Source organism: Gaoshiqia sediminis (genome assembly GCF_025907915.1).
GTDB classification, from domain to species: Bacteria; Bacteroidota; Bacteroidia; order Bacteroidales; family Prolixibacteraceae; genus Gaoshiqia; species Gaoshiqia sediminis.
On record NZ_JAPAAF010000001.1, the window covers coordinates 414896 to 429228 of the forward strand.

The window sequence follows — 14333 nt, forward strand, 5'->3', positions numbered from 1 at the left end:
ATTGCCAGAAGTATGAAACGTATGTTCCCATTAATCTTCCTCCTTACGTTGCCTGTTTGGCTGAATGCACAGGTGAGCTTTTCCGCTTATTTCGAACCAGCCAGCCTGCGTGTGGATTACCTGTTGGCCGGTACCGACAGCTTGTCCGAAGTGTATCTGGAGCAAATGAAGCGGGAACCTTTCTTCGCGGGCTCAACGGTCAATTTGATCGATGGAAAGAATTACGGTACGTACCGGTACCGTGTGTTCGACCTGAAAAGCGGTGAGCTGATTTTTTCGAAGGGATTTTGCCCGTTGTTTCAGGAATGGCAAACAACCGCCGAGGCCAGCAAGTTGAAGCGAAGCTATTATCAGGTAGCCATGTTGCCCTTTCCGAAGAAAGAAATTCGCTTTACCATTGAGAGCAAGAACCGGGATGGAGATTTTGTACAGCTTTTCTCAATGGAAATAAACCCGACGGATTATTTCATACTCAATGAGCCTTCTCCAATATATGAGGTTGAAACCGTTCTGAAAAGCGGGAAACCGGATCAGAAAGTGGACCTGGTATTTCTGCCGGAAGGCTATACGGAAGCGGAAATGGATAAATTTTCAGCCGATGTGGAACGGATGACCAACATTTTGTTTGCTGCCGAACCGTTTAACCGTCACCGGAGTGATTTCAATATTTACGCGGTGAAAGTACCCTCTGCGCAATCCGGGACCGATGTGCCCGGTGAGGCGATTTATGTAAATACGGCATTTGGTTCATCTTTTTATACGTTTGATACGCCCCGTTACCTGACCACCAAAGACATGAAAGCGATCCACGATGCGGCAGCGGCCGTGCCGTACGACCACATCTACCTGTTGGTGAACAGCGATCGTTACGGTGGTGGCGGTTTTTATAACTTTCTGTCGGTGACCACGGTCGATCACGAGAAGGCGCCGCAAGTGCTCGTGCATGAATTTGGGCATGGTTTTGCCGGCCTGGCCGACGAGTATTATTCATCGGAAGTGGCTTACGACGAATTCTACAATAAACGAGTAGAGCCCTGGGAACCCAACATCACGACGCTGGTTGATTTCGACCGAAAATGGAAAACCATGCTCGATCCGCAAACCCCGGTGCCAACTCCCCGCGAAAGCAAATACCGGCATATATTGGGGGTTTTCGAAGGGGGCGGTTATTCGGCAAAGGGCATTTACAGCCCGATGATGAATTGCCGGATGAAAACCAATGAGGCCGAAGGGTTTTGCCCGGTTTGTCAACAGGCCATTGAGGAAGCAATTTTATGGCATTGCCGGGAATAAGTTGCAGGAATGTTGCTGCCGGAGCTACTGCAATATCAATGCAATTTGGGCAGAGCGTCCTACCGGACTTGTTTCGGTATCTCTATGAATCTTAGGGCCTGAAACAAGTTCAGGGTGACACAATTCAGACGATTCTACATGGATGTGGCACTGGATTATTCCCGGTTTCCGGGCACTTTGTACCATTTGTTTACCGGTGTCGATGGCGTGTAGGATGACAAATAATCCATCACTTCTTCGCTGGTTTGGGCAATGTGGTACAGTTCGCGATAGTTGTGTTTGGCGAAATTTTCTTCGAACGAACGCTCGAACTGGCGGAACAAGTCGTCATAAAAGCCGTTGGTATTTAAGAATACAATGGCCTTGTTGTGGTAGTCGAGCTGCTTCAGGGTAATCACTTCCAGAATTTCTTCCAGGGTTCCAAACCCGCCGGGCAAGGCCACAAAAGCATCTGCCTGCTCGCGCATGATTGCTTTGCGCTCCATCATGTCTTTGGTGATGTGAAGTTCGCGGGCATGCTCCGATACCAGGTTGTGTCCTTTTAGCTTTTCCGGAATAATGCCGATCGTGTGGGCCCCGGCTTCAAGGGCTTTTTCGAGCATGGTGTGCATCAGGCCTACATTGGCGCCGCCATTGATCAGGGTTTGCCCGTTTTGACCGATCAATTTTGCCAGAGAAATGGCCTCGTTTACATACACATTGGCCACCGCATTACTGGAAGAACAAAAGACACAAATTTTCATAATCCCCGATATAATGATAAAAAAAATGGGCTGCCCAAAAAGCTATTGACAAAGTCATCCCGAACTCGTTTCGGGATCTTTATCCCGGAGAAACAGACCCTGATCCGGCGATTGCCGGACATGGTGACTGAGTTCCTTAGTTAGCTTTTTGGGCAGCCTTAAAAATTCCTATTTAAGCATCAATATTTGCGTAGATCGCGTGATCTTCGATAAACTGACGGCGTGGCGGAACCTCGTCACCCATGAGCATGCTGAAGATGTGATCGGCCTCGGCGGCACTTTCAATCGTAACCTGACGCAGGGTGCGGCGTTCGGGGTCCATGGTCGTTTCCCAAAGCTGCTCGGCGTTCATTTCACCAAGACCTTTGTAACGTTGCACATGAACGCTCGACTCTTTTCCTTCACCCCATTCATCAATCAGGCGCAGGCGTTGCTGTTCGGTCCAGGCGTATTCTTCTTTTTTACCTTTCTTCACCAAATAGAGTGGTGGGGTAGCAATATAGAGGTGGCCTTTCATAATCAGTTCGTTCATAAACCGGAAGAAGAAGGTCATGATCAGGGTGGCAATGTGGCTTCCGTCCACATCGGCATCGGTCATGATGATGATCTTGTGGTAACGTAACTTCGACAGGTTTACTGCTTTTGAGTCTTCTTCGGTTCCGATAGTAACACCCAGCGCGGTGAAAATATTTCGGATCTCTTCGCTCTCAAATACCTTGTGGTGCATCGCTTTCTCCACGTTCAGGATTTTACCGCGCAACGGCAGGATGGCCTGAAAACGACGGTTGCGTCCTTGCTTGGCTGTACCGCCTGCCGAGTCTCCCTCTACCAGGAATACTTCGCATTGTTCGGCGTCTTTCTCGGAGCAGTCGGCGAGTTTGCCGGGCAAACCACCACCGGAGAGTACATTTTTACGCTGTACCAGTTCGCGGGCTTTGCGCGCTGCGTGACGGGCCGTGGCTGCCAGGATCACTTTGTTGACGATTGCTTTGGCGGCTTTGGGGTTTTCTTCCAGATAGATGGAAAGCATCTCGCTAACGGCCTGATCGACCGGTAAGCTGATTTCCGAGTTACCCAGCTTGGTTTTTGTCTGCCCTTCAAACTGTGGCTCGGCCACTTTCACCGACACCACTGCCGTAAGGCCTTCGCGGAAGTCGTCGCCACTGATGTCAAATTTCAGTTTGGAAAGCATGCCCGACGTTTCGGCGTAGTTTTTCAGCGTACGTGTCAGCCCTCGGCGGAAACCGGTGAGGTGCGTTCCTCCTTCAATGGTGTTGATGTTGTTTACATACGAATGTATATTTTCGGTAAACGAGGTGTTGTAATGAAGGGCGATTTCTACCGGAACATCGCTTTTTTCCGAAGAAATATGGATGGTCTCATCAATCAGGCGCTCGCGGGTGGCATCCAGGAATTCCACAAATTCTTTCAGTCCTTCTTCTGAGTAGAAATGTTCTGTTTTGGGTTTGCCCTCATCGTCAAGCTCACGCATGTCGGTGAGGCTGAGGCTGACCCCTGCATTCAGGAAGGCCAGTTCGCGCAAGCGTGCCGACAGGATTTCGTATTTGTAGGTGGTGGTCAGGAAGATGTTACCATCCGGTTTGAAGGTCACATAGGTGCCGGTTTTATCGGTTTCGCCAACTACTTTTGCCGGGTACAGCGGTTTGCCAATGCTGAATTCCTGCACCCAGACTTTACCTTCGCGGTGTACTTCCGCCTTCAGGTGAATAGACAACGCGTTCACACACGAAACGCCTACACCATGCAAACCCCCGGAAACTTTATAGCTGTCTTTATCGAATTTACCACCGGCATGGAGAACCGTCATGACCACCTCCAGTGCCGATTTGTTTTCTTTCGTATGAATTTCGGTGGGGATCCCGCGACCATCATCTTTCACCGTGATGGAGTTATCCTCGTTTATGATGACATCAATGTTTTTGCAATAGCCTGCCAGGGCTTCGTCAATGGAGTTGTCAACCACCTCGTACACCAGGTGGTGAAGCCCTTTTTCGTTGACATCGCCAATGTACATGGCCGGACGTTTCCGTACCGCTTCCAAACCTTCCAGTACCTGGATGCTGTCTGCTGAATAATTGCCATTTCCGTTTCCGTTCGTTGGCTTGTTTTCTAATTCGCTCATCTATTATTCTTTGTTTGGTTTATTCAAAATCTTGATATGCCCATCTCTTTTTAGGTGGATGCGGCCTTGCTTATTTTATCTGCTTGTAAAAGGATTTTCTACTGTTTCACTTCCCTGTGGTGTCGTTTGTCAGGTGAATGATTTTCAGTTGTTTGCTTTGCATTTTTTTCCTCCGGCAATTAACACGCAAATATAGCAAAAATATGCAATAAAGCATGGTTTTTATTCCGATGGATGGGGCTAAAAATATCAACAAAAAATGGCTGTTTGAAAAGTCTTGGGACACATCATCCCGTCCGGCAGTTGCCGGATCGGAATCTCAACATTCGGATCGTCAGACCCTGAAATAAATTCAGGGCGACGGATGCCGTGAATCTTATGACTTTTCAAGCAGCCATTGTAAAATTGGCCGGCAGTGTCAGAACGAATAGCTGGCGCCAACCAGCAGGTTCATGCCTTTTTGCGTGTAGCCCAGCCAGCTTTCGTATTTCTGAAACGCAAAGTTGTTCACCTTTCCCCAAAAGCTTAGTTTCGATGAATATTGATAGTTTAAGCCGAAGTTTATATCCAGGATCGGATCGATTGTGACGATTGTTTCTTCGCTTTGTACCGGCTCGGTATTGCTGATGACCGGGTCGTAAATAGCTGTTTGAACCAAAGCTTTTCGTTTTCCGAACAGGAGAATGTCGGCTGTCAGGCTTAGCGGGCCTTCCGGGTGAAAGTTGAGCGAAGCGCCGGCTTCGTAACCAGGTTTTTGCCAGGCTTCGGCCAGGTTGTTCAGATCGTATGAATAGAATTTACTGTTTACCAGTAGGCTGAAATCTTTCGAGGCAACAAAGAACAATTCGCCCCCCAGGGTCAGTTGTTTCATCCGGTCGTACACCACGTCGAAGGTATTCGATTTCAGGAACGGATCTTCGGCCCCCAGGTACTTGTCTTCATGCAGGATGAAGAAATGTTGGTTTTTAATTTTGGCATAATCGGCCTGGACCCGGAAATTGAACTTGGAGGAGAATTTTCCGCGGAGTCCGGCTGTCAGGATGTAGTTGTATTTCGTGTTTTTGATGTCCTGATACGGGTTGATAAACTGATTCTCGGCAGCAATGGCCGAGTAGTGGTTGTGCTGTATTTTTCCGTCGGTGCCGGCAAACAGGGTCAGCATATTTTCTACCGGCGACCACTCGGCTTTTACAAGCGGCGCCAGCATGTAGTCGCCGTCCGAGTCATCGTCCATCACCGCGTAGCTGTTTAGTCCAACGCGCAGGCTGGCTTCATCGTTGCTGAATAATACGGACGGATTCAGTTTGAACACAAGCTGCTGTTTCTTGCCGTATTCGTCAAAGGCCCGATTAAAAATACTGTCGGTTTTCAGTACCGTGATGCCGGCATCCAACTGTCCCCAAAATTGGTCAAATTCTTTATCGATCAGGCCGCTCAGTTTTACGAGGTTCTCTTTTTGCCCGCTTTTAGTGCTAAAATGCTGGTATTGAAAATTGGCTTGATAGAAAAGGTCGGAACGGGGATTTTCATCTCCGGTGAGCTGCACTTCCAGCCCGCCTTTGGAGAAAGCCTGCTTAAAGTCCCAAAAAGGCATGAGCATTTCTTTTCGCGCATTGGTCAGCGAGTCGCCGGAATAACCGTAATAGCGGAAAGCCTGTCGAGAAAAATGCAGCTTGGCGTCTAGTGTTGCTTTCCGAAAGTTGTGGGTGGCATAGAGTGCCGCCAGGTTTTCGCTGTGCGGGGCCTTCACTTTGTCGTCGTTCATCAGCTTAATTTTTCCATTCGACGACAAATGCTTGAAGTGCATGCCGAAGGAGGAACGGCGTCCGGCTTCGGTATTGTAAAAGAGCTCGGCATAGGGGGTTTGGTAGTTGCCTATGCCGCCTTTTAGCAGGCCGTTTCCTTGTTCTGCTTTGGGTTCGCGGGCCATTTGCGCGGCCTGCACCGGCTCAACCGAAAAGGTGGAAAACACGGGCTGCGAGTTGATACGGTAATCGAATACCGGCTTTTCGGCGGCGTTTTGTTTGATCTGCGGAATGTCGTTGATTTTAAACGCGTCGGAAATGCTGGGCTGATAGGCCTTTACTACTTCCACTTCCTTGCGCAGGCGGGTGGTGTCTTGTTGTGCTACAGCCAGGTGGGTGGCGCCTCCAAAGAATGAAATCAGAAAAATATATCGGATGAATGACGTTTTCATACTGCGTGTTTTTTGTTACTGTTGGTTGATGTTGATTTCCATCGGTTTGTCTTGCTGCTGTTGTTGCTGTTTTTCCAGGTCTTCCAGGTGCTTCAGCTTGGCTCCGGCGGTTTCAAGGATGCCATCGTTCTCTTCGGGATAATTCTCGACAATACTTTTCAAGGTATGTTTGGCCTGGAAATCGTCTCCTTTTTGCAGGTAGATATCAGCCAGCAGGATGAAACTTTTTGCCAGCCAGAATTGGTGGGGCGTGTTTTTCGAGATAAAGTCCATCACCTCGTTTTCGGCCTGGTTAAGCTGGTTTTGGCTGGCCAAAATCTCAGTGAGCAGGTATTTCGATTCGGCGCCTTCGTGCGATTTGGTGTCTTTGGCCAACTCGGTAAACAGGGGCAGCGCCTGCGTGTAATTTTGGGTCAGGTAAAGCGACTTGGCCAGTTTGTAATTCGCTTCACGCTTCAGCTCTTCGGTCAGGTTTTCGGTTTCCAGGAGTTGCTGCGAGGCTTCCAGGCAGGCAGTGTAGTTTGCCAGTTCGTAGTGGCAGCGCATCTTTCCGGCGCGTGCCCGCAACTGGTTCCATTTCGTGTTCGAAATATTGTCCATCCGTTCGTAATAAGTAAGCGCCCGGCTGTAGTTGGCCGCGTTAAACTCCAGTTCGGCTGCCCTGCCCAGAGCCGGTTCCGTGAAAATGTTGTCGGGCTTCCCGGCTACGTATTCAAAATCTTTCAGGGCCGATGAAAATTCGCCGGAGGCATATTTGCTTTCACCCAAATAAAAACGGGCATTCAGACTGAAACTGCCTTCCGGGTATTGCTGCAGGTAGCGCTCCAGTTGCAGACGGGCTTGCGGATTGCGGTCCATTACCAGCTTTTCGGCGGCCAGGTAGCTCAGTGAGTCCTGCTCCGAAACCGTAACTGTTGCGCCCTGGCCAATGCGGTTGACGTAGGCAAAGTACGCGTCCACGTTGTTCATCTCTACATAGTTGTTTTTGATGCCCAGCAAGGCCGATTGCGCTTCGGGACTGTTGGGATATTTTTCAACCACTTGTTTGTAGTAATCCAGCGACTGGTTGTAGTTGGACTGGTTGTAATAAATCAGCCCCAGTTGGAGCAGCGCCTTGGCTTGGAAGCTGCTTTGCGAGTGTTCTTTCAGCAGGTCGTTGTAGTAGCCTATGGCGATCTGGTTTTCGTTTTGACGTTCGTAGGTACGCCCCAGCTCGTACAGGGCGTCGTCGGTAAAGGCCGACTGCGGGAACGTTTGCAGCAGGCTTCGCAGGCTGCTGGTTTTTTGTTCCTGTTCGCGCTGAAGGCCCAGGCAAATGGCCTTTTGAAAGAGGGCGTAGTCGGCGTCGTAGGTGCGCAGGGCGTAAGCCTGCTCGTAATTTTTCACGGCATTGCGGTAGTCGCGGTTGATGAAATAGCAGTCGCCCAACCGGTTGTAGGCGTCGCCCAGTTTGTCGCCGCGGTCTCCGGTTTGTCCGGTGGTATATTTCTGAAAGGCAGCTGCTGCCTGGTTATAATCTTTCAGCTTAAAGAAACTGTACCCCAGGTTGTAATTTGCCGATTGATACTCGGGAAGCGACGTGGCGCCCGGCGTTTTCAGGAACTGGTTGAAGCCGGCTACCGCCTGGTTGTAATCGCCCAACCGGTAGGCTGCTTCGGCCTTCCAAAACAGGGCAGAGGCTTGCAGCTCGCGGTTCTGTTCGGCGTTGGCCAGCGACTGGTCGAAGTACCCGATGGCCGATTGGTAGTCGAGGTTGTTAAACAGCTCCAGTCCCCGGAAATACGTTACCCGTTGCCAGGCTTTGCGGATGGCCGGGCTTTTTACTTTGATTTTTTCGATGGATTCCACCGCATCTTTATAGTTGCTGGTGCTCATATATACTTTCACCAGGTAATCGTAGGCGGCATCGTTGCGCCCGGAATTGGGGTAAAGCGAGATGTATTTGTCGAAGGCCCTGATGGTTTCGTTGAAGGGCGAATACGACAATTCGTAGGTTATTTTGGCGAAGTTGAACAAGGCGTCTTCTTTGATGTCCGGGTTGAAATCCATTTCCGAAGCTGCCTCAAAAGCCACGCGGGCTTTGTTTTTGTCGTCCGTTTTCACGTAGCAGTCGGCCAGGTGGTAATACGCGTTTTGGGCCAGCTCGTCTTTCCCTTTCGAGGCATGTTCAAGCGGTGCGATGGCTTCCGGATAGCGTCCGGCTACATAGTAGCAGTAGCCAAGCATGTAATTCTCGTCGCGCTGCCGGCTTTTGCTTTCGGCAAAATAGGTTTCGAAATGCGGAATGGCTTCGGGATAGCGTTGCAGGTGAAAGTACGAATTGGCCAAAATCTTCGAAAGGCTGGCCAGCTGTTGTTTGTCGGCTGTTTTTAGGAGCGGTTCCGTAAATTCGATCACCCGCGCGTATTCGCCCTGCTTATAGTAAATCTGGCTCATGTAAAACGGGATGACCGGTGCAAAGGCGGGATTGTCTTTCAGTTGGTTGAAGGTGGCCAGCGCTTCATCGTAACGTTCGTTCAGATAGGCGATGTGTGCCCAGTAATATTTGGCCGGGGCAGCCAAGCGGCTGTTGCGGTCTTTGATACGGGCAAACTCTTTTTCTGCCAATGCATATTGTTCGGTCTGAAAGTAGGCATACCCACGCTGATAGATCACCTTCTCCTGTTCCTCGTTTGTTAGTTGAGCGGTTTTCAGGTTTTTCCAGCTACGCAGCATCAGCGCATACTGGCCGCTGTTAAAGCGGGCATTGCCCAACTCAAACAGGCCCAGGTTGGCATAGGGGCTTTCCGGGGTGCGGGCCAGGAAGTTTTCCATTTGCTCCTTGCTGTTTCCCGATTCCAGTTTCAGCGCGCACAGGGCTTGGTAAAATTCGGCCTCGCTGCGGGTTGCCGAATTGGCCTCACTGCGGGCGGCAATGCCGGCAAACTGCTCTTGCGCTGCAATAAATTTATTTTTTTCGTATAGCTCTTTTGCCTGATGAATAGCCTCCGAAAGGGACTCATAATAGGCTGTTTGCTGTGCGAGGGCGGATAGGGCCGTGCAACAGGTCAAAGCAATGAACAGGAGCAATCTTGTTTTCATCTGTTTCATGTTTTAATGTTCATTTGTCAGCACATCGTTTATCCCTGCTGATTGGTGCTTTCGAAAATGAAGCAAAGGGCGGGGATCGTTCATGGACTTTGAAATATTCATGCGCTAAAAATAGTGATAATGTTATCGTTTACGGTGTTTCAACCACCTGATTTCTCAACAAAAAACTGTTTATTTCCCGGCTTTATTATTTAGTTGATCAAAAAAAATTAGTTTTGTACGAGGCACGAAAAAGCACACGAATGGATCAGACATCAATTATTTCGTTGAAGGGCGTTGATATTTTTCAGCAGGACCACTTGGTGCTGGGGAACGTAAATCTGGAAATTCAACCCGGCGAATGGGTCTATCTGATCGGGAAAGTGGGCAGCGGAAAGTCGAGCCTGATCAAAGCGTTGAATGCCGAACTGGAGTTGTACGGCGGCGAAGCCTGGGTGGCTGGCTATAACCTTCGGAAGATCAAGCAGAAGGAAGTGCCTTTTCTGCGCCGCAAGCTGGGTGTTGTTTTCCAGGATTTCCGACTGCTGACCGATCGGAACGTACACGACAACCTTTCGTTTGTGCTGAAAGCTACAGGCTGGAAACAGGGAGTAGCGATCGAAGACCGCATCTTTCAGGTGATGGAGAAAGTGGGCATGGCCCACAAGCTGCGCAGTATGCCGCACGAGTTGTCGGGCGGGGAGCAGCAGCGGGTGGTAATTGCCCGTGCCTTGCTGAACAACCCCGAGATCATCCTGGCCGATGAGCCTACCGGCAACCTCGATCCGGAAACTTCGGAAGAGCTGATGCAGATTTTCAAGGAAATCAATGAGCAGGGCAAGACCATCCTGATGGCCACCCACGATTATATTCTGCTGAATAAGTTTGCTTCGCGCACGTTGGTGTGTGCCGACCAGAAACTGACCGACCCGTCGAAAGCGACCGAAGAAGTGGACTTCGCAGAGTTGCTGGAAGAGTAAAGTATCGGCTAGGGCAGTACAAAACAGAGAATTCAAGCTCATCCGAAAAGCAACCTGCGATCACGGAGTGATCGAACCACTCATCACCCCCAATTCGATTGGGGGATTCGCAAAACGTGAATAATTACCGCAACCCCGAAGCGGGTTGAACGAAAGAAATGGCAACACAGTTCACTTCCGTCCAAAATCCTTTTCCCGGATCCAACGAAACAACCAGGTTTCTCAGGAAGCCGGTATCCGGTAAATGTTGAACACCTTCGGCGTTCGGGGGGGAAGGCTCCTTGTTTGCCGCCAGTAAAGACTGGCGGTGATGAACATTCAACTCCTTCGGAGTAGTGTGGCACTCCGATTCATTTCCCTTGTTTTCTAATTCAAAACCCTCGTAGGCCACGCCGACAGCCGGCAAAACCACTTCAAGAATGCTTTAGACGGTAATAATTCTTGCACTCCTTTTTCCCTGTCGCAATCCTTAAATCCGGTTTCATCCGAAAAGCAACCTGCGATCACGGAGTGATCGAACCACTCATCACCCCCAATTCGATTGGGGGATTCGCAAAACGGGAACAATTACCGCAACCCCGAAGCGGGTTGAACGAAAGAAATGGCAACACGGTTCACTTCCGTCCGAAACCCTTTCCCCGGAGCCAATGAAACAACCAGCTTTCTAAGGAAGCCGGTATCCGGTAAATGTTGAACACCTTCGGAGTTCGGGGAGAAAGGTCCTTGTGTGCCGCCAGTAAAGACTGGCGGTGATGAACATTCAACTCCTTCGGAGTAGCCGGACTTGGGGAATCAGGTGTTACTTTCTTTTTCTACCAATATTACGTCCCTAAAGGGACTGTCCGGCAACTGCCGGACAGCATATTGGTAGAAAATATGTTAATAGTTGCAACAGAGTCCCGTAGGGACTTAATATCCTCTTTACAGGACACCAATGATTTCGATTTAGCCGGATTACGGGAATCCTTGTTTTGTCCTTCCGGACAGGAGTATAAAAAAAACTGCCCCTAAAAAACCCCGGAAGGATCCGGAAGTTTTCGGGACAGTTTTTTTAGGCAGTTGCGCTGCTTATTCAGCAACCACTTCTGCAGCTTCTTCCACTACGGCAGCAGCTGAGTCAACAACAGCTTCTTCAGTCATTGCTTCCTGAGCATCTTCTGTTGCTTCGATTACTACTTCAGCAGCTTCTTCAGTTGCTGCTTCTTTAGTAGCGGTGCTTGAGCTGCAAGCTGCCATAAAGGCCACGATTCCAATCAAATAAATTAACTTTTTCATACAATAAAGGGTTTAACGAGTGAATACTTGTTTGGGTTTGGAGTAGCTTTAATGGTGCTGCCAAATTATAGAAAAGTCGGGTTCGTTGTTCAATTCCCCGAAAATATTTTTTAAACTTAATAATTTACTGATCTGGAATTGATTGAGGGTTAATTTTTCCTCTCGAATTACCGCAGATCCCGGAAGATTTCGTACAAAACAGGCTGTTCGCATTCCCAGCAAAGCTCTTCGGCGGCTCGTGGCAGATTGCTTAACCATATATTACGAAGATCGGTGTCGTATAACGCTTGTTCAAATTGCCGGGCCATGTTGTGCGGTTTGTGGCTGTCGAGCACCAAGCCGACTTGATAGTTTTCAACTACTTTTCTCATTTCGGGGAGATTGCTCACCAATACCGGTACATGTTGCTGGATGTAGTCGAACAGCTTATTGGGCAGTGCATAACGGTAGTTCAGGCCCAGGTCTTCCTCAATGGAAAGGCCGAGGTCGGCCTGTGCGGTGATGCCCGGAAGCTCGTGCAAAGGGATGCGCCCCAGAAATTTTACTTTCTTGCCCAGGTTTAGCTGTTGCACCAGGCTTTGCAATTTAGCTGTCAGGTCGCCGTCGCCGGCCAGCCACAGTTGGGCTTGTTCGGTATATTGCATGGCCCGGATGGCGTGTTCCAACCCGCGTCCCCGGTTGAGCGCTCCCTGGTAAAGAATGACTTTTTGCTCGTTGGTGTCGATTTTCTTTTTCGGGGCCACCGTAACTTTTGGAGTTCGGAGCGGCAGGTTGCGCACTATCCGGAACGGGACGCCGTATTCTTGTTGGTACAGGTCGGCAATGGAATCGCATACCGTAATGGCCTGTTTCACCCCGGGGACCAGCAGCCGTTCTATTTTTTTCCAAAAGGCCTGCACCTTCGGGCGCTTGACCAGCTCGGGCACTTCGGTGAAATACTCGTGGCTGTCGAATACGAGCTTTTTGCGACGCAGTTTGGCGGCCACGAAACAGGCAGGCAGGGTGTCCAGATCGTTGGCCACCACGATGCGGGCGCCCGAAAAGAGCAGCCGCCAAAGCAGACGTATGTTGAATTCAGCATAAAAGAGCGGGCCTTTTTCGAAGATCAACCGCATGCGGCGGGTGGGATAGCTGCGCGGCGAAAGGGCAGGGCTGCTGCGGCGTTTGCGGCCGGTGAGCCGCACCGCGTAACCCATGTCCTGCAAGCTGATAGCCATTTTGTGTACCCGGTTGTCGGTGGCCAGGTCGTTGGTTACAGCAAGGTCGATCGTGGGGGGCATGGGCAAGGCTTTTCCGCAAATTAACAGAAATTGAACGAGCTTCTGTTATCTTTGCCCAAAATTTCAATCATCAATCATCATTCATCAATTCGTTATGGTTCGTTTCGAAGAGCACTTTTCGCTAAAACGCTACAATACATTTGGGTTGGACGCCAAAGCCCGCTATTTTTTTGAATTCACCGAAGCCGAAGATTTGCCCTATTTTCTGAGCAACTTCGGGCTGTGGCAGCAGTTGCCCCTGTATTTCCTGGGCGGTGGAAGCAACCTGCTGCTGGTGGACGATTTTGAGGGATTGATGATCCATGCCAACCTCCCCGGCATTAAACTGCTGCGTGAAGACCGCAACCACGTGTGGCTGGAGGCCGGCGCGGGTGAAGATTGGGACGGCTTTGTGGCTTACTGTGTCAGTCAGGGCTACGGCGGGGTGGAAAACCTGTCGCTGATTCCCGGCAGGGTGGGCTCGGCGCCCGTGCAAAACATCGGCGCCTACGGCGTGGAGGTGCAGGATGTGGTGGAGCTGGTGAAAGGATTCGATTTGCAGACCTTCAGCGAATACGAGATTCCGGACTCGGAATGCCGCTTTGCCTATCGCGACAGTATTTTTAAGAATGAGCTGAAAGGGCGTTTCGTGGTGACTTCGGTGGTGTTCCGGCTCGACAAGTTCCCGACGTTTAAGCTGAACTACGGCGACCTGATGGCCGAAGTGGAAAAGCGGGGCGGCGAGAGTTTGCTGAATGTGCGCGAGGCGGTGGTGGCCATCCGCGAGTCGAAACTGCCCGACCCCGAAGCGATGGGCAATGCCGGGAGCTTCTTCAAAAACCCGGTGGTGGAGGCGGGGGTGGCCGAAACCCTGAGGGCCGCTTCCCCCGACATGCCCGTGTACCCGGCAGGCGAAGGAAAAGCCAAGCTGGCAGCCGGCTGGCTGATTGACCAGTGCGGCTGGAAAGGCTACCGCGAAGGCGATGCGGGGGTACACCAAAAGCAAGCGCTGGTGCTGGTCAACTACGGACAGGCAACCGGGCGAGAAGTCTATCAGCTGGCCCAAAAAGTACGGCAGTCGGTGGCCGACCGCTTCGGCATCCTGCTGGAGCCCGAAGTGAATGTACTGGGAGCCGAATGAGCTTTTTTTCAAAAGCATAAACATTGTTTCAGGTTATGTATCTCGTCCCTACGGCAGGGAATCGCTTTTAGGAATTAAATGCCATTCTTTCTATTAGAAGATGTTAAACTGCTTTTCTAAGCTCGTCTCCATCCGTCCGAGGCTATCCAAAAAGTCCTATGAGTTTTTTCAGAACTATCATATTGTAAGTCCAGCCCAAGTTCCTGACCCCTAAATCCCCTAAAGGGGACTTT

The 14333-nt window shown here is 50.3% G+C and carries 10 protein-coding genes; 3 read left to right on the forward strand and 7 right to left on the reverse strand.

The window, feature by feature from the left end; genetic code table 11:
• Positions 1 to 12: 12 nt before the first annotated feature.
• Entirely contained in the window at positions 13 to 1293 is a 1281-nt protein-coding gene (locus N2K84_RS01720; RefSeq protein WP_282590031.1) for a M64 family metallopeptidase, read from the forward strand.
• 155 nt (positions 1294 to 1448) lie between these two features.
• Here N2K84_RS01720 and N2K84_RS01725 read toward each other — a convergent pair whose 3' ends face one another.
• From N2K84_RS01725 to N2K84_RS01740, 4 genes are all read right to left on the reverse strand, one after another.
• Entirely contained in the window at positions 1449 to 2036 is a 588-nt protein-coding gene (locus N2K84_RS01725) for an LOG family protein (RefSeq protein WP_282590032.1), read from the reverse strand.
• Between the two features lie 172 nt (positions 2037 to 2208).
• Complete coding sequence (gene gyrB, locus N2K84_RS01730; RefSeq protein ID WP_282590033.1) at positions 2209 to 4179, reverse strand: DNA topoisomerase (ATP-hydrolyzing) subunit B; 1971 nt, start codon at positions 4177 to 4179, stop codon at positions 2209 to 2211.
• A 418-nt stretch (positions 4180 to 4597) separates the two neighbouring features.
• Complete coding sequence (locus N2K84_RS01735) at positions 4598 to 6376, reverse strand: hypothetical protein (RefSeq protein WP_282590034.1); 1779 nt, start codon at positions 6374 to 6376, stop codon at positions 4598 to 4600.
• Positions 6377 to 6391: 15 nt separating this feature from the next.
• Positions 6392 to 9457 (reverse strand): tetratricopeptide repeat protein, encoded by a 3066-nt coding sequence (locus tag N2K84_RS01740; RefSeq protein WP_282590035.1) that lies wholly within the window; start codon positions 9455 to 9457, stop codon positions 6392 to 6394.
• Between the two features lie 251 nt (positions 9458 to 9708).
• On the opposite strand from N2K84_RS01740, the gene N2K84_RS01745 reads away from it, so the two are divergent.
• Positions 9709 to 10425, forward strand: a complete 717-nt coding sequence (locus tag N2K84_RS01745) for a cell division ATP-binding protein FtsE (RefSeq protein WP_282590036.1) — start codon at positions 9709 to 9711, stop codon at positions 10423 to 10425.
• Between the two features lie 124 nt (positions 10426 to 10549).
• On the opposite strand, the gene N2K84_RS01750 is transcribed toward N2K84_RS01745, so the two are convergent.
• The 3 genes from N2K84_RS01750 to N2K84_RS01760 all read right to left on the reverse strand — a co-directional run bounded on the left by N2K84_RS01750 (position 10550) and on the right by N2K84_RS01760 (position 12980).
• Positions 10550 to 10837: a hypothetical protein gene (locus N2K84_RS01750; protein WP_282590037.1), complete on the reverse strand. Its 288-nt coding sequence runs from the start codon at positions 10835 to 10837 to the stop codon at positions 10550 to 10552.
• A 656-nt stretch (positions 10838 to 11493) separates the two neighbouring features.
• Positions 11494 to 11700: a putative periplasmic lipoprotein gene (locus N2K84_RS01755; protein WP_282590038.1), complete on the reverse strand. Its 207-nt coding sequence runs from the start codon at positions 11698 to 11700 to the stop codon at positions 11494 to 11496.
• A 167-nt stretch (positions 11701 to 11867) separates the two neighbouring features.
• Positions 11868 to 12980, reverse strand: coding sequence for a glycosyltransferase (locus N2K84_RS01760; RefSeq protein WP_282590039.1), 1113 nt, complete (start codon positions 12978 to 12980; stop codon positions 11868 to 11870).
• A gap of 94 nt (positions 12981 to 13074) precedes the next feature.
• On the opposite strand from N2K84_RS01760, the gene murB reads away from it, so the two are divergent.
• A complete protein-coding gene (murB, locus tag N2K84_RS01765) occupies positions 13075 to 14100 on the forward strand; it encodes a UDP-N-acetylmuramate dehydrogenase (RefSeq protein WP_282590040.1) in 1026 nt (341 codons plus the stop codon).
• Positions 14101 to 14333: the final 233 nt, after the last annotated feature.